We start from the raw sequence: 20,515 nt of genomic DNA, 5'->3' as shown, positions 1-20,515 counted from the left end.
TGGGCGGCGCGGGTGCCGCGTCAGTTCCGCTTCAGCCAGACCTGGTCGAGATTGGCGTCGCACTGGTTGCCGGACTCGCACGAGATCTTCACCGAGTTCTGGCCCTTCTTGAGCTGGACGATCGACCAGGTGGTCTGCCAGCCCTTGGCCCAGTCGCCTTCCTTGGTCCCCGAGAAGTTCTTCATCTGGAGGGGACGGCCCTCCGCCTTGCCGTTGACGGTGAGCGTGGCGTCCGCGTCCTTGCCGGGCACCCCGAAGCGGACGTAAAGGCGGTACTGCCCGGGGGACGGAACGTTCTTCATGTCCCACGTCGCCGAGGCGCCCTGGTTGTTCAGACCGGCGACATAGGTGCCGCCCCGGCCCTTGGCACCCGGGATGTCCTTGGCGGCCTGGGTGCCACCGGCGAGTGTGAGGCTGGCCGCGTCCTCCTTGGGCAGCCCGGAGGGCGCGGGCTTGTCCTTCTTGTTGTCGTTCTTCTCACCCTTTTCGGGCTCGCCGCCCGCCTGCTCGGAGGTGCCGGCGTCGTCGCTCTCGTTGCCCTGGGCGCGGTTGCCGTCGTTGAAGACGATCGCGGCGCCGATACCGATGACCACGGCCGCGACGACGGCTATGGCTCCGACCATCAGCCCGGTGCGGCTGCGCCGTCCGGAGCCGGAGCCGTAGCCGCCGGCACCGGCCTGCTGGCGCGAGGCGGCGCGCCCGCCGGCCATCGTCTCGGGCGCGGCGTAGTGCGGGCTGGGCTGCTGGGGCGGCGGGGGCGGGGCCTGCTGCGGATAGCCGTAACCGCCGGCACCGGATCGCTGCTGCGGGTAGCCGTAGCCGCCGCGCTGCTGCTGTTGCTGGGGGTATCCGTAGCCGTACTGCCGCTCGCCGACCGCGCGGACCTGGTTGTACGAACGGCGGGGGACGCCGGGCTGCTGACCGGGAGAGGCCTGCTGGGTGCCGCCCTCTTGCCGGTAGAGGTAGGCGAACGGGTCGTCGTCTGCCCCTGTGTCCGGCTGGGAGGCGTCGCCACCCCCCGGTGTGGCGCCCGTGCCATTGTTCTCGGCGGTCATCCCCTCACTCCCTACTGCGTCAGGTATCCGGGCGAGCCTACCTCTCTTGGGCGAATCTCTAGTGGCGGTCGTAGCCGATCTCCACGGAAAGTGCTAACCCGCCCGGCGCTGGCTCTTCGACCGGGACCGCTTCTCGATGTACATGCGCTGGTCAGCGGATTGCAGGACCTCTTCGGCCGTCATTCCGCAGCCTGCCCAGCCGATTCCGAAGCTCGCGCCTACCCGCACTGCCCTGCCGTCAACCCTGATCGGGGGGATGATCGCGTTCCGCAGCCGCACCGCGAGGTCCTGGGCCTCAGCGGGGCCGAGCCCGTCGGCGAGCACCACGAACTCGTCGCCGCCCAGCCGGGCCACCGTGTCGTTGTCCCGCACCCCGGCCGAGAGCCTGCGCGCCACCTCGATGAGGACGGCGTCGCCGCAGTTGTGGCCGTAGCGGTCGTTGATGGACTTGAAGCCGTCCAGGTCGCAGAAGAGGACGGCCAGCCCCTTCTCACCGGGCCCGTCGCCCTCGGGCGGCACCGCGTGCACATGGTGGTCCCGACCGCCCAGGCCGCCCGAGACACCGGGCATGCCGGCGCCGTGCCGCCCGGCCGCAGCGCCGGAGACGCCGTGGAGGCCGGTGAACGGCTCCATCCCCCCGGGTCCGGCACCAGGCGGGCCCAGCCCGTCCAGGTCGGGGAAGCCGTCCTGCTCGTACCCGAAGCCGCCCGCGTCCAGCCGGGACAGGTCACCGCCCGGCCCGGCCTCGGCCCCGGCGGCGCGGCCCGGCAGCGCGCACAGCCTGCTGTTGAGACGGGCCCGCAGCTCGGCGCTGTTGGGCAGCCCGGTCAGCGAGTCATGGCTGGCGCGGTGTGCGAGCTGGAGCTCGTGCCGCTTGCGCTCCTCTATGTCCTCGACGTGGGTGAGCAGATAGCGGGGTCCGTCGGCGGTGTCGGCCACCACCGAGTTGCGCAGCGAGACCCAGACGTAGGAGCTGTCGCGCCGGGCCAGCCGCAGCTCGGCCCGGCCGCCCTCGGCCGAGGTGCGCAGCAGCGTGCCGATGTCCTCGGGGTGGACCAGGTCGGAGAAGGAGTAGCGGCGCATGGCGGCGGCGGGGCGGCCCAGCAGCCGGCACAGCGCGTCGTTTATCCGCAGCAGCCGCCCGTGCTGGTCGCCGCCCATCTCGGCCACGGCCATGCCGCTGGGCGCGTACTCGAACGCCTGCCGGAAGCTCTCCTCGCTGGACCGCAGCGCCTGCTGCTCGCGCTCCAGGCGGACCAGCGCCCGCTGCATGTTCGAGCGCAGCCGGGCGTTGCTGATCGCGATGGCGGCCTGCGAGGCGTACATCTGGAGCGCTTCGCAGCCCCACGCGCCGGGCCGGCGGCCGTTGCGCGGCTTGTCGACGGACAGCACGCCGAGCAGCTCGCCGTCGGAGGCGTACAGGGGCGCGAAGAGCCGGTCCATGGGGTGCCAGGCGTCGGGGCGGTCCCTGATGGTGCTGGGCGTGTGCCACTGCGGCACATCGTCGTCGTCCAGGACCCAGCCCTCGGTGTACGGGATGAAGCGGAGAGCGCCCCACTGCTCGCCCATCGCCAGCCGCCGCTCCCAGGAGGCGCGGGGGCCGACGCGGCCCGCCATCATGGCCTCGGCGGCGGGGCTGCCGGCCAGCGCGGCGACGACGAGGTCACCGTCGGCACGCACCAGGTTCACCGCGGCGATCTCGAAGCCGAGTCCTTCGACCACGCCGTCGGCCACGGTCTGAAGGGTGTCGGCAAGGCTGCGGGCGGTGTTGAGCTGCGCCACGACCTGGTGCAGCTGACGCAGACTGGCGAGGCGGACATAGGGCTCCGACTCGGTTTCCATCGCCCTCCCCCTGCTGAGCCTCGTACCTCAACTCCAGCGTTCGCGGGACTTTCTCCCCGGCCTTCGGCCTTGTCATTTCCATACTGCGACTGCCACCGCCACTGAATCACAGCGAGCTGTTCACCCGGTACACAGGGTCAACAATTAATGCCCTCTGTGACTCAAGTCACAACAGTGTGCGACTGGTTGACTGCGGCGTGTGCGCCTCGCCGCCGCCCCGCCATACCGGGGATGGGAGCGGTTCCGGGGCGGTCCTCCTTCCCCGGCCCCGCACGGAGGGCCTCCGGAGGGCTTCGACGGGCCCCGGGTCCTAGGCCCCGCCTGGTCCCGGAGTCCGATGCGGCGCCCGGGAGGAAATCGTTAGCGTGGGCACGTGTCCCACGCAGTGCAGCAGCAGATGACCCACGCGTCCCAGCAGATGCCCCATGCTGAGGGGGTGAGCGACGAGGAGTTCCGCGCAGCCATGGCGCGGCTGGCGGCCGGGGTGGTACTCGTCACGGCGCACGATTCCGAGGATTCGGCGCGCGGCGAGGACGTCGGCATGACGGCCACCGCCTTCATGTCCGTTTCCCTGGAGCCTCCGTTGGTGCTGGTCAGCCTGCGCACCGAATCCCGGATGGAGGAGCTGCTGGCACGCCAGGACCTCTGGGCGGTGTCCTTGCTGACGGACGCCCAGCACAAGACCGCCGGTCGCTTCGCAATGAAGGCGCGGCTCAGCGACCGGCTCCTCTTCAAGGAACTCCCCCACACCCGCGGCGCGGCCACGGGCGCCCCTTTGGTGGACGACGCGCTCGCCGCCGTCGAATGCCGCACCGAGCAGCGGATGACGGCGGGGGATCACACCCTGGTCATAGGCCGCGTCCTGGCGACCCGCCTCACACAGGGAGAGGGCGGCCCGCTGACGTACTTCCAGGGGCGCTACAGGTCGCTGCGCTGAACGCTCCGCGGGAAGGCTCCGCGGGAAGTGCCGTTGTGGGCGCGCGGCGGGGGCGGGTGCGGGTGCGGGTGCGTCGTGGTTGGTCGCGCCCACGCGGCGGAGCCGCACATGTCACGGCCCCGCGCCCCTTTGGGGCGCGGGTGCACTTGGCCGGAGGGCTCAGTCCCAGCCGCGGCCGGTGCGGCCCCGCTTGATATCGCCGCGCTGCTTCTTCTGCCGCAGCCTGCGCTCATTGATGCCGCGGGGCACCTTCTTCTTGCGGCGCGGCGGCGGGGGCGGAGCCGTCGCCTCCGCGAGCAGCGAGGCCATGCGTACGGCGGCCGTCTCCCGGTTGCGCCACTGGGAGCGGTGCTCGCTGGCCCGTACGACCAGCACGGCGCCGTCCACCAGACGGCCCGCCAGGCGCTCCAGGGCCCGGCGCTTCCACACCTCGGGGAGCGACTGGGTCGCCGCGAGGTCGAAGCGCAGCTCGGCCTGACTGTCGCTGGTGTTCACATGCTGTCCGCCGGGTCCCGACGAACGTGAGAAACGCCACGCCAGCTCGGCCTCCGGCAGGGAGACCGAGCCACGGATGAGATAGGGACCGGACATGCATTCCATGGTCGGGCTTTGTCGCGCCCCCGTCATCCGCTTTTACCTGGATGCGTCCGCTCCGTGAGCGTAAAGAAGGCAAAGAAAGCTGGAACCCGTCCGTCCCCCGGCTGCGTTGTGGAGGGTGTGAGGTCGTGGACCCTGTGCGCGGCCGAGGGCCTCGCACCAGGTCTCCCGGGAGATCTCCGACAGATCCACAGATCACGACAGAAGGGCACACCCCATGGCTGTAAGCCTGTCCAAGGGCGGCAACGTCTCGCTCACCAAGGAGGCACCGGGCCTGACCGCCGTCACGGTCGGCCTCGGCTGGGACGTGCGCACCACCACCGGTACGGACTTCGACCTCGACGCCAGCGCCATCGCGGTCACGGCAGAGGGCAAGGTCTACTCCGACCAGCACTTCATCTTCTTCAACAACAAGGCCACCCCGGACCAGTCGATCGTGCACACGGGCGACAACGTCACGGGTGAGGGCGAGGGCGACGACGAGCAGATCAAGGTCAACCTGGCCGGTCTGCCCGCCGAGATCGACAAGATCGTCTTCCCGGTCTCCATCTACGACGCCGAGAACCGCAGCCAGAACTTCGGCCAGGTGCGGAACGCCTTCATCCGCATCATCAACCAGGCCGGCGATGTCGAGATCGCCCGCTACGACCTGAGCGAGGACGCCGCCACCGAGACCGCCATGGTCTTCGGCGAGCTGTACCGCAACGGTGCCGAGTGGAAGTTCCGTGCCGTCGGCCAGGGCTACGCCTCCGGCCTGGTGGGCATCGCCCAGGACTTCGGCGTCAACGTCTGAGACCCCGTGCCGCACGGCCACCAGCCGCGCGCCCACGGGTAACACCACGCACGGTGACGGGTGGCGCTCCTCGACGCGGGGAGCGCCACCCGCGCGTGACACCATCAGCCCGTGCTCGATATCGGCTACGCGCTCTCCCGCCGCTTTCCCGACCCCCCGCAGACGGACTACCGCACGGCGGACGTACGGGCGCTGCGCCATGACCTGTTCTGCGGCGACGTCTATCTCGCCGACACCGCCGCCGACCGCGAGCTGTCCACAGCCTGGGGATGGGTGCCGGTCCTCGACTTCGCCTGGGCGCTGTGCGGCATCGCCGAGGAGCTGGACCGCGACCCCCTCGGCGCCCGCTCCGCCGGTCCCCACCGCGCCGAGCTGGACTTCACCGAGTCCACCGAGCGCCTGCGCTTCACCCGCCGCTTCGGCTGGGTGGAGATCACCGCCGACTGGACGGCCAGGGAGCCGGCAGGAGGCGACGCCACCCCGCTCTCCTTCTCCCACAAGGAGCTGCGCCGCGAGGCCCGCGACTTCCTCCACGACCTGCTCGCCGACCTCACCGACATGCACGAGGGCCTGGACACCAACCCCGCGGTCTGGGACCTGGCCGCCCGCTTCCCACGCGTCTAGTCGGCCCGTTTCCCAAGCGTCTGAAGAGCGTCATGCTCCGTGACCGAGCCGGCGCGGCGCGGACCGCGGGGCTCAGCGTGGCGGGTGACACGCGGTGAGTGACGCTTGCGTGGGGTGAGAGGCGCTTGCGTGGGGTGAGTGCGTGAGATGAGGGCGTGAGGTGAGGGCTCGGGGCTTCGAATCGCGGACGCGGCCCCCTCTTCCTAGGGTGGAAGGGCGAGCGGAAAGAAGGTGGGAGCCCATGGGCCAGCCCTACGAAGAGCGCCGCGAGAAGCAGGCCGAGCAGCAGATCCTCAGCCGGGTCAAGCAACTGGTCGAGGACGAGCACCGGCTGCGCGAGCAGCTCGCTCAGGGGCAGCTGACCACCGCCGAGGAGCACGCGGCCCTGCGCGGCGTGGAGTACGAGCTGGACCAGTGCTGGGACCTGCTGCGCCAGCGCCGCGCCAAACACGATTCCGGCGGCAACCCGGGCGACGCCTCGGTGCGGCCCTCCTCGGAGGTGGAGGGCTACCTGTCCTAGTGCGGTGACCGGCGATGTTTACCCGTCACGGGGCGTCTTCCGGTGCGTGCGGGCGCAAGGCGGACAGCCTCCTTTGGACAGCCCTCTCCTGGTGCGAAGGGCGCCGCCCCTTGCCGGCTCCCGGCGCGGACGGCCGGCCCTCCGCGAGGACGGCCGGCCCTCCGCACCCGCGCGCGGAAGATCAGCTCTGCGCGGAGACCCGGAGCAGCACCGTGCCGTGCGCGGGAACGGCCGCCGATATGTCGCCCGCCGAGCTGCCGTCCTCGTGCTTCCACAGGTCGCGCACGTCGTACGAACCGGCCTCCGGCAGGCCGATGTCGCCGGTCGTGGTGGTGACCGTCTGCTCCTGCCCCGTCTCGTTGAAGAGCGCCACGGCGCGGCTGCCGTCCGCCATCTCCTTGCTGACGACCCAGCGCCCGCCGTCCTCGGACACCACCTCGCCCTGTTTGCCGAGCAGGTCCTGGTCGACGGCTATGACCTCCTTGTTGCCCAGGATCTCCAGCGTCGCGGAGTCGGCCTCGCGAAGGTCGGAGCCGATGAGCAGGGGCGCGGCCATCACGGACCACAGCGAGAAGTGGGTGCGGTACTCCGTGTCGGTCATGCCGCCGTTGCCGACCTCCAGCATGTCCGGGTCGTTCCAGTGCCCGGGGCCCGCGTAGGGCGCCAGGGGCAGGTTCTTCTTCAGGATGCCGAGCATGCTGTTCCAGTTATCGGATATGTCGCCGGTGGTGCGCCACAGGTGTCCGACACCGGCCGCCCATTCCCAGGGCTTGTTCTCGCCCCACTCGCAGATGCTGTAGACGATGTCGCGGCCGGTCTTCTCCAGCGCGTCCCGCATCTTCGTGTAGCGCTCCTGGGCGGGTACACCCTGGTTGTTGCAGTTGTCGTACTTGAGGTAGTCGACGCCCCAGTCGGCGAACTGCCGGGCGTCGCTCTCCTCGTGGCCGAGCGCGCCGGGCATACCCGGCTCGGTGTTGCACGTATGGGTGCCCGCGCTGGTGTAGATACCGATCTTCAGGCCCTTGGAGTGCACATAGTCGGCGACGGCCTTGATGCCGTCGGGGAAGCGCTCCTTGTGCGGGACGAGCTTGCCGTCGGCATCGCGCTCGGGCTCCGCCCAGCAGTCGTCGAGGTTGACGTACTCGTAGCCGGCGTCCTTGAGGCCCTTGTCCACGAAGGTGTCGGCGACACCCTTGATCATCTCCGCGTCGAACTCCGGCCCGCAGTGCGTGGCGTTCCAGTTGTTGAACCCCATCGGCGGGGTGAGGGCGAGGCCGCCCCCGGGGGCCGGAGCCGGAGCGGCAGCCGGGGCCGACGTCGCGGCTGAGGCGGGGGCCGCAGCCGGGGCCGGCGTCGTGGCCGAGGCGGGGGTCGTGGCCGAGGCGGGGGTCGTGGGGGCCGCGAGGCCGGCGCCGCAGAGCAGGGCGGCTCCCAGGGTGGTGACCAGTCTGTTGCGGGTGGCACGGCGTAACACGGTGGGGCGCATTCCGTTCTCCTCCTCGCTCAACCGACCTATCGCCATGTACGCGACAGTTTTGGATCCTCACCGTACGACGGTGTTCGGCTCTGTTGAAGCCCCGGGACGCGGGCGCTGGGAGTTGTTGATTTACGTGTGCCCCGCCTCCACCCGCACCCCGATCTGCGCGGCGAACGCCGGGGCCAGCTCCATCAGTTGCGCCGGACTGATGACCGCGCCCGCCAGCCGGTCCACCCCCGTCACGATGTCCAGCTCCGTCGCTCCGCGCAGATCCACGTCCTTGAGGCGCACCTGGTTCAGCTCGGCCCGGCGCAGCACGCAGTCCCGGAAGGCCACCCGCTCCAGCGCGGCGCCCCCGAAATCCGGCTCGTTCAACACGCACCCCTCGAAGGTCACGTCCGTAAGCCTGGCCTGACGCAGATTCAGGAAGTCGATCTTCCCGCCGCGCACCAGCACCCGGTTCAGCCGCGCCCCGTGCAGCTGGATGCCCCCCAGCCGGGCGTCCAGCAGCTCCACGTCTCTCAGCTCGGCACCGGACAAATCCGTGCCGACACCCCACACCCCCTCCAGCACCGAGTCGAGCACCCGAAGCCGTCCGAGCGCGGCCTCGTCCAGCGCGCAGCGGTACATCCCCGAGTCCAGCAGAGTGGCCCCGGCGCCGTCGGTGCCGCTCAGGTCGAGCCCGTCGAAGCGCACCCCGTCGTAATCGCCGTCGGGCTCCAGCCCCCGCCCCTCGTAGGGCCGCAGCTCCGGCAGGCTGATCTCCGGGAGCCGCGCCTCGCGCACTGATGACTTCGCCATGCCGTCATACTGCCCGCCGCCACTGACGCTGACGGGCCGTCAGTCGATCAGTCCTCGCGCCCGCTTCTCCCCCTTCCCTTGACTTGAACCTCACTTGAAGTTGCAGGGTTGCGGCACCAGGCCCAGAGGAACCGCTCACAGCCCGACGGGCCGGAAGAGACGCCCGCAGCCGGCAGGGCTGGAAGAGCCCCCCGGGCCGGAGGAGCCCGACGGGCCGGAAGAGTCCGAAGAAGGAGCACCCATGCACGCTGTCCGTCTGCACAGCTTCGGCCCCGCCGGGAATCTCACGTACGAGACAGCCCCCGATCCCCAGCCGAGCCCCGGCCAGGTCCGTATCGCCGTCGCGGCGGCAGGCGTGCACCTCCTGGACGCGACTTTGCGCGCGGGCCGCGCGCTCGGCCCGTTGCCCCTGCCCGAACTGCCCACGATCCCCGGACGCGAGGTCGCCGGCACCGTCGAGGCGCTCGGCGAGGGCACCGACGGAAGCTGGCTCGGCCGCCGCGTGGCCGTCCACCTCGGCCCGGTACCGGGCGGCTACGCCGAGCTGGCGGTAGCCGACGCCGCCGCCCTCCAGCCCCTCCCCGACCACCTCTCCTTCCCGGCCGCCGTCGCCATGATCGGAACCGGCCGCACCGTCATGGGCGTACTGCGCAGGGCGCACATCGAGCCGGGTGACGTCGTGCTCGTGCTGAGCGCGGCGGGCGGAATGGGCGCGCTCCTCACGCAGTACGCCAAGCACCGCGGCGCCCGCGTCATCGGAGCGGCGGGCGGCCCGGCCAAGGTGGCGACGGCCGAGGGGCTGGGTGCGGACCTCGCCGTGGACTACACGCGCCCCGACTGGGCCGACCGCGTCCGCGCGGCGTACGGCGAACGTCCCGTACGTCACCTGTTCGACGGCCCCGGCGGCCGGCTCGCCCGTACGGCGCTGGGGCTGCTCGCGCGCGGCAGCACGCACTACGCGTACGGCGGCTCGTCCTCCCTGCTGACGGACGACGAGCCGGCGCGGGACAAGCCGTCACGGGACGGGCGAGCGTGGGAGAAGCCGTCACGGGACGAGCGAGCGGCCCACGACGAGCGAGCGGCCGAAGACGAGCGAGCGGCCGAAGAGGAACTGCCGACCGAGGCAGAACTGGCGGCGCTGGGCATCACCCGCCGCCCGCTGGATGCCCCGTTCATGCAGGCGCACAAGCGCGAACTGGAGGACGAGTCCCTCGGCCTGGCGGCCAAGGGCGTACTGACACCGCTCATTCACACGTTCCCTCTCGCGGAAACCGCGCAGGCCCACCACGCGCTGGAGACGCGGGCAACTTCCGGAAAGGTAACCCTGGTCCCCTGACAGGGGCTCGCTGGCCTAGCGTTCCTCCATGACCACGAAGCGGAAGCGATGGCTTGCCGGTGCCACCCTGCTGTGCGCGGTGTCCGTGGCAGCGGGGGTGCTGCTCTTCATGGAGTGGCAGCGGAACAGGACCGAGACCCTGGTCGTCCACCAGGGGTGGCGCGCGACGCAGGTGTACGAGGCGGCCGACCAGGCGCTTTCCGTCCCCGACGGGACGACGAAGAAGGCCGCCGCGCGCGCCGCACGCAAGGGCAAACTCAAGCTCCCCGCCGCCGCGAAGGAAAACCCGGAGGGCTATCTCTACCCGTCCACGTATCACGTGAAGGACAGCACGACCCCCGAGGCGCTGGTCACCCGCATGTCCAAGACCGCGCACAACCGCCTCCGCGCGGCGGGCCCCACCGACTACAAGACCCTCGTCATCGCCAGCATCGTCCAGGCCGAGGCCGGCAATCCCCAGGACATGGCCAAGGTCGCCCGCGTCATAGAAAACCGCCTCAAAATCGACATGCCTCTCCAGATGGACTCCAGCATCAACTACGCCCTGGGCCGCTCCACCCTCAACACCACCCGCGCCGACACCCGCATCCGCTCTCCCTACAACACCTACCGCCACAAGGGACTCCCCCCGACCCCCATCAACAACCCTGGCCCCGAAGCCCTCAAAGCCACGAAGAACCCCGCAAAGGGCGACTGGCTCTTCTTCGTCACCGTAAAAACCGGCGACACCCGCTTCACGGCGGACTACAAGCAGCACCAGAAGTGGGTGGAGGAGTTCAACGCGGAACAGAGGAAGAACATGGAGCAGCGGAACGGAGCCTGAGCGCGGACCGCGCGGACCGCGCCGACGAGGAGCGCTGAGCGACGTCGATGCGCCAGCGGGTTCCGGGTTTCCGGTAGGGCTCAGCTTCCGGGTTTCCGGCAGGGCTCACGGACCGGAGACGGACAAGGCATGGGCCCCGAGCACCACGGCGACGACCAGGCAGGCGACGGCTGAGCCAACGGCTGTGCGCCGCCCCGGAGGAAACCGGCGGGGCAGGAGGAGACACAGAACCGCGCTGGTCCACGCGAGGGCCACCAGCCGGGGAAGCCATACCTCCGCCCGGTCGTTCACCTGCCGACAGTGATCGGCTTGTGGCCCGGTCTCACCGAAATAGAAGAGACAGTCGCTCCCGAAATTCTCGGTACCGACCCCGACGAGCCCCCACCACATGGTGACGAGGGCAGCGGCGGCCAGCGCGACACCCACAACCGGTCGGCCTTTTGGAGCACGCGGCGCACGTGTATCCATGTCTTGACTCCCCCGGCGAGACACTGTCCCGCCGAGAGTACTGCCGCGTCATACGACCATGGCCCGGCAAGCGGAGGCGTCGCAACCGGCGGACGTCCGTCGCCCGGCCGCCGCCGCCGCGGTCCGGATCAGCACGTGCAGGTCCTCGGCCGGAGGCAGGGAGTTGTGGGCCGCCCACTGCCGGAGAAACCTGGCGAACTCGGCGTGTGCTTCCGCTGCGTCGAGCTGTTCCCGCAGCCGTTGGAGATGCCGCTCCATCGCCCCGCCCCTCAACCCGTTGTGGCGGGTGAAGCAGAGCGCGTTCTGTACGCAGTAATCGATGTCGGCCGGGGGCCCGTGGTCCCGCTCCGCCCGGCGCGCGCCCCCGTATGCCATCCCCGCTGTCCAGCCGGGCAGCAGGAGGTGCCCGACGTTGTCCCAGAACCACGGAAGATGTTCCGCCGGCAGATCCGAGGCCCGCCACTCCAGGTCGGCGAGGAAATTTTCGGGGTCGTTGTACCACTCCGGCCAGTTCCGCGCGTTCGATCAGCTCGTCGGCCTGCTCGACCATGTCCGGGGCCTCCGAGCGGGCCCAATCCGCGTAGAGCGTCGACTGCTTGGGGTCATCGGGAAGTTTGACCGGCATGCCACCGATCATCGCAACGTGTCCGGTGCGCGGGCCGTGCGCGTCCGTCCGGTGACGCGCACGGTACATCGGAGTTGCGGTACGGAGTGACAGGCCGTCGGCGGGACCACCGGCGAATCGGCGCTGCGCGAGCGACGCGGACCTTCGCGGAGCGGGTGAACCGTCCGGCCCGCCGGAGCCGCTCACGACACCCGGCTGGTGCTCACGCGGCCTCCGACGCGGGGAGATCTGTGCCTCACATGGGAGTCCGTCGACTGCGACGCCGAAGAGCCGCACTTCGACCATCAGCTACAGCGCGCAGACCGCGAGGTCTCGCACCACGAGGTCTCGCACCGCGAGGCGAAGACGCAGAACCAGGAGGACTTTCCACAAGGTCTCCAAGGATTGGGCCTACGGGAGGCTGGCGCAGGGGCCATTGCCCTCAAGCCCGATCAGGTGCAGGCATACATGGACATCGCCGCACGCCGCGGCTACGAGGCCGTGATCACGCTGTCCAACGAGGTCGCGCTGGAAGGCAGCCCGCTCGTTGACGTCAAGATCGACGGACGACGGAAACACAAGGTGGCTCTCTGGCACCTGTCGTGGGCTGAAGTCACCTACCAGGCACAGTCGCTGATCCGGCACGAGGGAGTCGGAGACAAGGTGCATGCCTGGTTGCTCCAGGAACTGCTCCACTACCTGCAACACGAGAACTCGGGCTGCCATGGCTTCCAGAACATGGGATCGGGCTGGGTCCCCGTACGCAATGGAATCAACGACGAAACCCTGTGCAAGGGAGATCCGCACGCCCTGGATGTGGTCGAGAGCTGGGAACGACTCATCCGTCAGATCTGCCTCAGCCTTGGTGGCGAACTCGGACAGAAGGTTCTTCCGGTCCAACGCGCCAAGCGTGGTGCCGATCCGAAAGCACGCCGCAGTCACCTGGCCGATCAGCTCTGTCTCGACGGGAGGCTTTACGCGGAGATCCGGCTCGAGGGTGCGCCAGGCATTCTGGCGATCAGTGCCGACCTGCGCACCAGCAAGCTTCGCAGCTCCATCGAGATCCCAGCACCCGAAAACGGCCACCCCCTGACTTGGGCAAAACGACTTATCCGTCGCCTGGCCGAGGCACCGGCCGACCTCCACATCGAAACACTGGTCGAAGGAGAGATGGGAGGCCCACGGGGCACACTGGAACGGCTCCGACCGGAGCCGGCGGACATGCTCCCGAAGAACGCGGACGCCCAGATCACCGGCTTCCGTCTGTCCCTGTTCAAAGGCATGGGCAGCAGCCGCGGGAACACCGAATCCGGCTTCATCCGCAGCGTCGACGAGGCCGTCCACCGCTTCTACACCACAGTGGTGGTCCACCTGGACCGACCGGCACTCCAACGAGCGCTATCGAAGGAACACGCCGGCACACGATGAGGCTGACCATCGGCAGCCGCACGTCATAGCGACGGTTCCCCACTGCGGCTCACGCGACGAATTCGTGAAACCCACAGTCGACGTAGCCCTGGTCGATCTGCCGACCCCCGCCAACTCGTCCTCGTCGACGCCATCAAGGTCGTCGAGGTCTCAAGGTCGTCGAGGTCTCAAGGTCGTCGAGGTCTCAAGGGACGTCGCGAGGGCTGTCGCCAAGGTGCGGGTGCGCCTTATGCAGAAGACGGCGGCATTCCAACGCCGCTCCGAAGTCATTCCAGCGTCGTGCTCCGCACCACGTCGTCGACTGTCCGGCTGCCCCGTGCTCCCCATTTGTCGGCGACGCCGAGAACGAACGCGCTGCGCGTTCCGCTCACTTTGATGAGGGTCAGCCGCAGATGACCGATGCTGCCGTCCTCGCTCTTCGTCTTGAGCGCGACCGTGTACGCCGAACGGCCGTCCACGGTGGTCGATCGGGACTCCAGGAGATGCGTCTTGCCGTCGGGGGAGAAGAACTCGGCGTTGGACCGTGCGGCGGCCTCGGTCTGGCGCTGGAGAGCGGACCGGGGCACCGCTCCCGCGCGGCCCGCGGCGACCATGCCGCCCGCGTCGGCGGCCTTGTCCCGGACGCTGATCGAGGAGGTGAAGGCGTCGATCAGATCGCCCTTCGCCGTCTTCCAGCCCTCCGGTATCGCGTAAGACAGGCCCGCCTCGTGATCCGTCACCCGGGGGCGTCCGGCGTACGGCCCCTCCTCGCCCCGGTTCAGCCACCAGACCGCGCCGCTCGTCGCGACCAGTACGAACACGATCGCGCCAACTACCGCGGCGATCAGTCCACGCCGCCGCGGAGCCGGAGCCGGAGCCTGATCCAGAACCGGATCCAGAACCGGAGCCGGAGCCGGAGCCGATGCCGATGCCGGGAATCCGGCCGGCTCGGACGGTGCGCGGTCCCCAGGGCCCTGCGGGGCTCCATGACCGGACATGACACTCGGCGGTGGTCCGTAGCCGGGCGGGCTGGACGGCGGAGGAGGGGTGCCGGGGGCTGCGTAAGGCGGCAGGTCGTCGGGCGGCGAGGTGGTCATGCCGCCCAATCTGCCCGGCTGCCCATGCTGGCGTCCTGAGCTCCCGTACTCATGTGCGGGCCTAGGCAGCCGGGTTCGCACTGCGGCACGGTGACGCAACCCCGCAGGCAGCTGTCAGCTGTCCCTGGTGTGGGTTGCACCCTGTGTATGGCCCTGATATCTGCCCGCCCGGGCGCGGTGGGGCAGGGCGGGGCAGGGCGGGGTGCGGACACGCGACCACCCCCGGGTCGCCCCCGGCCCGAGCCTCGCGCTGCCCGTCCGCTCCCAACTGCACCGTCGGGGCGTCCGGTACTCCCGCCAGGTCGAGAAGCAATAGCGCACGCGCATGCGAAAGTTCTGCGTACCGCTCCGGGACGTCATGGGCGGCGATGCGATGCCCACGTAAAGCACCTGACCCGCCGGCGGACTCGGGTACGGAGACTCCTCGAAGTGCCGGCCGTACACACTCGCCCGCGCTCGGACCGGCCCCGGGCATGACAAGGCCTCACGTGGCAATCAGAGTTGGTCCGGTACAGCCAGGGCAGCAGCCTGCGCTTCGGGCTCCTTGACCCGACGTGCCGGTCCCTTTGAAACTGCCTTGCTCCCCCGACAACTGCCCCGCCACTGCGCGACGGTCGAAGCCCTGCGCTCGGGAAGCATGGGGCCACTGAGCCTCCGTGAGACGGATGATCTGCATGCGGCAGCTTGCGTGTGCGTAGCACCGGCCTCGGCATGACCGGTGCTGACCACATCTCCTCGCCACGCATCCGGCACGGCCCACGGAGTGTGGCCGGATCGTGCCGCTGGATCGAACTGGTTCTTTACCGGACGGGCGCGGTGCCATTAAAGTGAGACGCTCTCATATATTCTACGGAGAAGGAGAGGAGGGAAGCCGTGCTGATTCACATGAATAGCTGGACCACCGAGAGCCCCATACGGGGTGGCGCGAGCCGTAAGTGGCGGGAAGTTGCCGGAAGGGCCGGATCCTTCACCTTCTCCGCCCCGAGGACAATTTTCCTGTCCTCGTGAATCCGTAGAGTATGCGCCCGGCCCGTGCGCGGGGAGGCGAGTGCGATGTTCCTCGAACTTCTTCAAGCCCTCGGTACTTTTTTTGGCGGCCTCGGCGCCCTTGTCGCGGCTACTACCCAACTCCTGACTTTCCTCAAGAAGAAGGACGAGGGCAGGGAGCTCGGCCACGGTGGCAGTGGACCGGATCCCTGGATGATCCCTGCGGGGCAGGTCATACACCTGGCCACAGCAGCTTGACGGCTCCTCCTCGAAGGACGCCACCTCGCAGAACACGCCCTTCAGCGGATCAGCCCATCCCGTTTCCGGGTTTCAAGAATTGCCATAGGAATGAACAAACGGAGGGGACGAAACCGCCCCTCCGTTTGTTCGTGCTGTCGGCTGTCCGCGACACACGCACACGACCACACCCGCGTCAGGAACGAGGGAGGAGCGGGTACTGACTGAATTACGAGAGCTGTGCACGGGTCCGGTCATTGACTGCGCACCCGTCAGGCCCCGAACCTCGCGTGAATCCCCGCCCTTTCCGGCCCACCTGTGGCACGCGGACTGACCATCTCCGACGATGCGGGCGAGGACCTTCCAGCACCACGGGATGGCGGGCAATCGTCACGCGTACACGGCGTTTGTCACGCGTACACGGCGTTGTCACCCGTGAGGTGTGCCAGTCGGCCGGCCAGAAACGAAGCAACCCACACTCGACGCCATCGGCGGCATCTACCAGGGTCCAGCAACAGAAGTGCGCCCACAGGCCGGTCGTCGGGTTTCCGCGTCCCACAGAACGTGATCATCAACGGTCGAGATCAAATCTTTGCAACAGACCCCAATGGGCTGAGATCGATACGGTGAGCCGTTCTCGCCCAGAATCGGCGGCGTATGACGGCAGCACCGTCACGTCCTCCCGCGGTCCTTGCGAGTCGGCCGTATCTCTCAGAACTGCACCGATAAATCAGTTCCTTACGAGGCGTCGGGGCGCTTTCACCCGCAATACGATCAGCAACGCGGAGGCGAGCAACACGACGCCAGAGACAGTGAATACGGTGATGACGCCGCCAATGCCGAACATCACACCGCCTGCCGCAGCTCCGCCGGCGATAGCAGACTGCACGCCTACCACCACGAGCCCGCCCGCGCTTTCTGCCTGGTCAGGCACCATACGAGTCGCCCAGTTCGACCATGCCACCGATACGCCACCAAAGGCCAGGCCCCAGAGGACCACCAGAGCTACGTACCCAGCTTGCCCGGCGGGAAGTAGCGCCAGGCCCAGTGCTGCAACACCCATCAGCACCGGTGTCAGTGCCAACGTCAGGCGCAGGCTGATCTCCAAAAGCCATCCGGCCACCAGCGTGCCCACGAAGTTCGCCACTCCGAAGACGAACAACAGCAGCGTCAATTCATCGACGTCGACTTTCACCACGTTTTCCAGAGCAGGCCGGATATAGGTAAACAGCGCGTAGTGCCCAATGTGAACCAGCAGCATCCCTACAATGCCCATCCCGAAGCCCGGGCGTCGCAGCACCTCCCACAACGTGCCCAGCCGTGCCGTGCCATGGGGCGCCATCCGGGGCAGCGCGAACAGTTGGAACACCAACGTCGCCACTCCGAGTACAGCCGCCACCAGGAAGGTGCTGCGCCAACCGGACAGCTCGCCGAGGTAGCTGCCAAGCGGCACCGCCACGATGGTCGCTATCGCAATGCCACTGAAGATGATCGATACTGCACGCGGAACCAAAGCCGCGGGCACCAGCCGCATCGCCACTGCCGCCGCCATGCTCCAGAAGCCACCGAGTGCGACGCCCAGCAGGATTCGCATCAGCAACAGCACCACGACGTTGGCGGCCACGGCCACCAGCAGATTGGAGATGATCAACAGGACGGTGAAGCCGAGCAACACGACCCTTCGGTCGATCCTCCGGGTCAGGCTCGCCGTCAACAACCCGGAAATCATCGCTGCCACCGCCGTGACAGTCACCGCCTGCCCCGCCAAAGCTTCCGACACGCCTAGATCTGCTGCCATCGGAGTCAACAAGCTGGCCGGCAGGTACTCCGCCGTCAGCAACCCGAACACACCCATCGCCAGCGAGAACACCGCCGCCCAAGACGATGAGACCGGTTGGGGCGGTACCAGTTCCACATCGGCCGCTTCGCCAGGGTTGGCCTCGGGCACGGTGTCGCACACATCACTACTCAACTGTTTGCTTCTCCTGAATCGCGTGAAAGGGTCAAGTCAAGCCTGCACGCGAACTTCAGGATGAGCTATGACAGAAAGTCTGCAATATTTGACCGAGACTCCGAACGGAAGGGCTGCAGGGCAGTTCGCCCTGTCGTCTGACCTCATCAGCGAACTGCTGACCAGCATGCGGCTACGCGGTGTTCGGTACCGTCGCGTCCACGTCGGCCCGCGGTTCGGCCTCAATTTCGAGGCCAAGCCCGGACGTGCCTATTTCCACTTCCTCGCCGTCGGCTCCGCCGTCCTGCGCACCGAGGACGGAACTGTCCACGAGCTTTCGGCCGGCAACGCCGTATTCATGCCCCACGGCGAGTCCCATCAGCTGCTCTCCGGTCCGGACACACCGGTCCAGGGCATAGACAGTTTCAATGCGGTCCCGCTCAGCAACGCGGTTTGTGATGTGAATGCCTGCCCGAGCGCTGACCCGACTCCCAGCGCGATCCTCTTCAACGGCTTCATGGAGTTCGACCTCGGCGGAATGCAGGGCCTCAGCCAGCTAATGCCCGATGTCATGCTGGTCGATGCCGGGGGGAAGCGTTATCCCGGGCTCGTGCCGATCCTCACGTCCATGAGGCGCGAAGTCTGCTCCGCACGCGTGGGCTTCGCCGGCATCCTTGCTCGTCTGGCCGAAGTGGCGGCGGCCATGATCGTGCGGGGCTGGATCGAATGCGGATGCGACAATTCTTCTGGCCTGGTGGCCGCGTTGCGCGACCCCCGCCTGGCTTGCGCCATCCTGGCCCTGCACAGGCACCCCGGGCATCACTGGACCGTGGCAGAGCTGGCAGCGGAATGCAATGTCTCCCGGTCCGTCTTCGCAGACCGATTCCAGACTACGATCGGCATGCCGCCCCTCCGTTACGCCACGGAGCTGCGAATGCTCATCGCCGGCCAGTGGCTGGCCCAGGACACATTGACGATCCAGTCCGTGGCGCAACGCCTCGGCTACACCTCTCAGGCCGCATTCAGTCGTGCCTTCAAACGCGTCACCGGCCAGCCGCCCGGCGCCAGCAGAGAAACCCCACGTTCAAAGGCTATTGATGAGGGGACTGACGCAGAGAGGGACGCGAGTTAGCGGCGGTCGAGAAAGTGGGATTCACGGCGGCTGAAAAACTTGCTGGTATCGAACGCAATCCTGCGAGGTTACGACGTCGCTGGTAGCTCGCCGTGTTCGAGGTAGGCCGGGTGGTCTTCGGCGCGTGCGGTTCTGCCGGGAGCGCCAGTGGCCCGCATCAGTGGCAGCTCGGTGAGCTGCTGACCCGCTCCGAGGACGGGGCCGCACCGGGTCAAGTAACAAGCACCACCCGGACTCTGAGGGCTGACCCGGAACTTCCTCCGAGGCAGCCCCTTTCTCGACCTCTACGGGCTACCCGTTCACACCACCCAAGCCCGGGGAAGATGGCCGACCGGTGGATGTAACGGAGATCAGAACAACGATCAGTACGGCTGTGGCGCAGCGGTCGGCGTTACCCCGGTACGAAGAGCTGTGCGCGCTGCACGGGATCCTGGTGAAGCACATCGAGGCGCTGATCCCCCTAGCGACAACACAGATCGATGGTCCTCGTTGCTGCATGAGCAGGGCGCCAACGCCCGGACGATCACGCAGGTGCTCGGGCACAGCTCGATCCGCGTGACCATGGACATCTACACCTTCGTGCGGCTCGACTCCCAGCGATCCGCCTTCGACCGCGTGGGCGACGCCCTGCGTGACATCAACGAGGGCGACGACGATGACGGAGCGAGCGGCGTTCCCGCCCGCATCTGATCTTCCCCGCAGCCGTTGATGTCAGAACTGATGTCAACGCCAACGCCAGAGGCCCCGTACCCATCCCGGTACGGGGCCTCTGACCTGCGGAGCCGCCTGTCGGATTCGAACCGACGACCTTCTGTTCACAAGATTCGGGCACGGGCCCATCGGTGCTCGCCGCAAGCTCGCGAACCGTGCGCCGAGGGCGGAGGCTGACTGCCTGTGTGTGCCGTCGTGGCCGTCATGACTGCCGTCAGAAGCAGGGCTTCGAACGGAACGCCGTTGCGGCCGTTCTTGCCAGTCAGCTTCGTGCAGGCCGCTGGTGAGAGCCATGACCGCTTCCCGCACAGTGATCGCGGTGAGGTGCTGACAGGACCCGTGTGCCAGGGCAAGCTCGTACTCACCCAACGTCCTTTGCGAGGAGTTTCCATGTACCAGCCTGGCGCCTGTCTTGAGGTCGTCTCCTCCGAGGGGCCTATACGGGAGCCGGTGACCAAGGTCGGCGGACAGCCTGTCTGGTTGGAGGAACCGCAATGGCCGCTATCGCGTGCCACCGGTGAACCTATGCAATTCCTGGGTCAGTTCACGCTGGATGGTGGCCGCCTCGCTTACCTTTTCGTGCGCGGTGAGGATTTTTCCGGCGAGACCGCGTACGCAGAGGGGGGCGAAAATGCAGTGATAATCCAACCGGGAGGGCGAGTACCAGACTTCGTGTCCGTGCGGGCGCAGGCCAAAGGGCCCGCAGCATGCGTCGACCATCGGCTACGTTTGGCCGAAGCCAAAACGTGCGTATTCCTCGGTGGCCCAGGGGTGGAACCGAATTGGATCCATGAGGAGCGCTACCCGGGGGTCGGTTGGAAACTGGTGATCCAGCTCACGTCGGAACTGGAGGATTGGCTCCCGCTCGACGGACTGACAGAAGAAGGCATTGTGACGGAAGACCTTGTTCCGTGCTATCAAGCCTGGGGCCAAAGCGGGTGGGGGGCCTGTTGGATTTTCGTCTCGCCGGACGGCAAGGAGGGCCGCTTCCTGTGGGATTGCGTATGAGAAGGCCTGAGCTGCCGGGTGGCGGGGTTTTCTCACCCGTGGCCCCGGTTGGTGGCCTCGTCGGCCCTTGTTGACGATGCTCTGACTGATTGGCCTGCGGCTCACCCG

Annotated in this window: 17 protein-coding genes and 2 pseudogenes; 11 read left to right on the top strand and 8 right to left on the bottom strand. The window is 68.2% G+C overall.

The annotated features are described in order from the left end of the window. Window positions 1-20: 20 nt before the first annotated feature. On the bottom strand, window positions 21-1,055 hold the full coding sequence (locus OHB04_RS23050) for a hypothetical protein (RefSeq protein ID WP_326689555.1): 1,035 nt from the start codon (window positions 1,053-1,055) through the stop codon (window positions 21-23). 93 nt (window positions 1,056-1,148) lie between these two features. Next, window positions 1,149-2,897 carry a diguanylate cyclase CdgB gene (gene cdgB / locus OHB04_RS23045; RefSeq protein WP_326689554.1) on the bottom strand — a complete coding sequence of 583 codons (1,749 nt, stop codon included), beginning with the start codon at window positions 2,895-2,897 and terminating at the stop codon, window positions 1,149-1,151. A gap of 397 nt (window positions 2,898-3,294) precedes the next feature. On the opposite strand from cdgB, the gene OHB04_RS23040 reads away from it, so the two are divergent. Beyond that, on the top strand, window positions 3,295-3,834 hold the full coding sequence (locus tag OHB04_RS23040; RefSeq protein WP_326692847.1) for a flavin reductase family protein: 540 nt from the start codon (window positions 3,295-3,297) through the stop codon (window positions 3,832-3,834). Window positions 3,835-3,993: 159 nt separating this feature from the next. Here the strand turns inward: OHB04_RS23040 and arfB are convergent, their stop codons facing one another. Further along, the gene (arfB, locus tag OHB04_RS23035) at window positions 3,994-4,434 is read right to left on the bottom strand and encodes an alternative ribosome rescue aminoacyl-tRNA hydrolase ArfB (RefSeq protein ID WP_326689553.1); all 441 of its coding nucleotides are present in this window, start codon (window positions 4,432-4,434) and stop codon (window positions 3,994-3,996) included. Between the two features lie 214 nt (window positions 4,435-4,648). On the opposite strand from arfB, the gene OHB04_RS23030 reads away from it, so the two are divergent. From OHB04_RS23030 to OHB04_RS23020, 3 genes are all read left to right on the top strand, one after another. Next, window positions 4,649-5,224, top strand: coding sequence for a TerD family protein (locus tag OHB04_RS23030; RefSeq protein ID WP_326689552.1), 576 nt, complete (start codon window positions 4,649-4,651; stop codon window positions 5,222-5,224). A gap of 111 nt (window positions 5,225-5,335) precedes the next feature. Further along, window positions 5,336-5,848, top strand: coding sequence for a hypothetical protein (locus OHB04_RS23025; RefSeq protein ID WP_326689551.1), 513 nt, complete (start codon window positions 5,336-5,338; stop codon window positions 5,846-5,848). A gap of 241 nt (window positions 5,849-6,089) precedes the next feature. Continuing rightward, window positions 6,090-6,368: a DUF2630 family protein gene (locus OHB04_RS23020; RefSeq protein ID WP_326689550.1), complete on the top strand. Its 279-nt coding sequence runs from the start codon at window positions 6,090-6,092 to the stop codon at window positions 6,366-6,368. Between the two features lie 190 nt (window positions 6,369-6,558). Here OHB04_RS23020 and OHB04_RS23015 read toward each other — a convergent pair. Together OHB04_RS23015 and OHB04_RS23010 are read right to left on the bottom strand one after the other, a co-directional pair. Beyond that, a pseudogene (locus OHB04_RS23015) lies at window positions 6,559-7,854 on the bottom strand (glycoside hydrolase family 27 protein); the annotation flags it as partial. A gap of 120 nt (window positions 7,855-7,974) precedes the next feature. Then, window positions 7,975-8,646, bottom strand: coding sequence for a pentapeptide repeat-containing protein (locus OHB04_RS23010; RefSeq protein ID WP_326689548.1), 672 nt, complete (start codon window positions 8,644-8,646; stop codon window positions 7,975-7,977). Window positions 8,647-8,887: 241 nt separating this feature from the next. Here OHB04_RS23010 and OHB04_RS23005 point away from each other — a divergent pair, with 241 nt between their 5' ends. Next, complete coding sequence (locus OHB04_RS23005; protein ID WP_326808205.1) at window positions 8,888-9,982, top strand: zinc-binding dehydrogenase; 1,095 nt, start codon at window positions 8,888-8,890, stop codon at window positions 9,980-9,982. A gap of 28 nt (window positions 9,983-10,010) precedes the next feature. Continuing rightward, complete coding sequence (gene mltG, locus OHB04_RS23000) at window positions 10,011-10,805, top strand: endolytic transglycosylase MltG (protein ID WP_326689546.1); 795 nt, start codon at window positions 10,011-10,013, stop codon at window positions 10,803-10,805. A gap of 516 nt (window positions 10,806-11,321) precedes the next feature. Here mltG and OHB04_RS22995 read toward each other — a convergent pair. After that, the gene (locus OHB04_RS22995) at window positions 11,322-11,648 is read right to left on the bottom strand and encodes a hypothetical protein (RefSeq protein ID WP_326808204.1); all 327 of its coding nucleotides are present in this window, start codon (window positions 11,646-11,648) and stop codon (window positions 11,322-11,324) included. Window positions 11,649-12,312: 664 nt separating this feature from the next. On the opposite strand from OHB04_RS22995, the pseudogene OHB04_RS22990 reads away from it, so the two are divergent. Continuing rightward, window positions 12,313-13,305, top strand: a pseudogene (locus OHB04_RS22990) (TerD family protein); the annotation flags it as partial. 266 nt (window positions 13,306-13,571) lie between these two features. Here the strand turns inward: OHB04_RS22990 and OHB04_RS22985 are convergent. Next, on the bottom strand, window positions 13,572-14,105 hold the full coding sequence (locus tag OHB04_RS22985; RefSeq protein WP_326808203.1) for a hypothetical protein: 534 nt from the start codon (window positions 14,103-14,105) through the stop codon (window positions 13,572-13,574). A 1,329-nt stretch (window positions 14,106-15,434) separates the two neighbouring features. Between OHB04_RS22985 and OHB04_RS22980 the strand changes: the two genes are divergently transcribed. Then, window positions 15,435-15,626 (top strand): hypothetical protein, encoded by a 192-nt coding sequence (locus tag OHB04_RS22980; RefSeq protein WP_326808202.1) that lies wholly within the window; start codon window positions 15,435-15,437, stop codon window positions 15,624-15,626. A gap of 709 nt (window positions 15,627-16,335) precedes the next feature. Here the strand turns inward: OHB04_RS22980 and OHB04_RS22975 are convergent. Next, window positions 16,336-17,577: an MFS transporter gene (locus OHB04_RS22975; RefSeq protein ID WP_326808201.1), complete on the bottom strand. Its 1,242-nt coding sequence runs from the start codon at window positions 17,575-17,577 to the stop codon at window positions 16,336-16,338. A 67-nt stretch (window positions 17,578-17,644) separates the two neighbouring features. On the opposite strand from OHB04_RS22975, the gene OHB04_RS22970 reads away from it, so the two are divergent. From OHB04_RS22970 to OHB04_RS22960, 3 genes are all read left to right on the top strand, one after another. Beyond that, entirely contained in the window at window positions 17,645-18,688 is a 1,044-nt protein-coding gene (locus OHB04_RS22970; protein WP_326808200.1) for an AraC family transcriptional regulator, read from the top strand. Between the two features lie 489 nt (window positions 18,689-19,177). Continuing rightward, on the top strand, window positions 19,178-19,378 hold the full coding sequence (locus tag OHB04_RS22965; RefSeq protein ID WP_326689541.1) for an integrase: 201 nt from the start codon (window positions 19,178-19,180) through the stop codon (window positions 19,376-19,378). 471 nt (window positions 19,379-19,849) lie between these two features. Next, the gene (locus tag OHB04_RS22960; protein WP_326689540.1) at window positions 19,850-20,407 is read left to right on the top strand and encodes a hypothetical protein; all 558 of its coding nucleotides are present in this window, start codon (window positions 19,850-19,852) and stop codon (window positions 20,405-20,407) included. Window positions 20,408-20,515 lie beyond the last annotated feature (108 nt).

The organism is Streptomyces sp. NBC_01775 (genome assembly GCF_035917675.1).
Lineage (GTDB): Bacteria > Actinomycetota > Actinomycetes > Streptomycetales > Streptomycetaceae > Streptomyces.
This window is presented reverse-complemented; position numbering and strand designations above follow the sequence as displayed.

Coding starts and splice junctions, on each gene's coding strand:
- arfB (WP_326689553.1), bottom strand. CDS start 4,434: ATGGAATGCATGTCCGGTCCCTATCTCATCCGTGGCTCGGTCTCCCTG.
- OHB04_RS23030 (WP_326689552.1), top strand. CDS start 4,649: ATGGCTGTAAGCCTGTCCAAGGGCGGCAACGTCTCGCTCACCAAGGAG.
- OHB04_RS22970 (WP_326808200.1), top strand. CDS start 17,645: ATGACAGAAAGTCTGCAATATTTGACCGAGACTCCGAACGGAAGGGCT.
- mltG (WP_326689546.1), top strand. CDS start 10,011: ATGACCACGAAGCGGAAGCGATGGCTTGCCGGTGCCACCCTGCTGTGC.
- OHB04_RS23020 (WP_326689550.1), top strand. CDS start 6,090: ATGGGCCAGCCCTACGAAGAGCGCCGCGAGAAGCAGGCCGAGCAGCAG.
- OHB04_RS22995 (WP_326808204.1), bottom strand. CDS start 11,648: ATGGCATACGGGGGCGCGCGCCGGGCGGAGCGGGACCACGGGCCCCCG.
- OHB04_RS22980 (WP_326808202.1), top strand. CDS start 15,435: ATGTTCCTCGAACTTCTTCAAGCCCTCGGTACTTTTTTTGGCGGCCTC.
- OHB04_RS23005 (WP_326808205.1), top strand. CDS start 8,888: ATGCACGCTGTCCGTCTGCACAGCTTCGGCCCCGCCGGGAATCTCACG.
- OHB04_RS23040 (WP_326692847.1), top strand. CDS start 3,295: ATGACCCACGCGTCCCAGCAGATGCCCCATGCTGAGGGGGTGAGCGAC.
- OHB04_RS23010 (WP_326689548.1), bottom strand. CDS start 8,646: ATGGCGAAGTCATCAGTGCGCGAGGCGCGGCTCCCGGAGATCAGCCTG.
- cdgB (WP_326689554.1), bottom strand. CDS start 2,897: ATGGAAACCGAGTCGGAGCCCTATGTCCGCCTCGCCAGTCTGCGTCAG.
- OHB04_RS23050 (WP_326689555.1), bottom strand. CDS start 1,055: ATGACCGCCGAGAACAATGGCACGGGCGCCACACCGGGGGGTGGCGAC.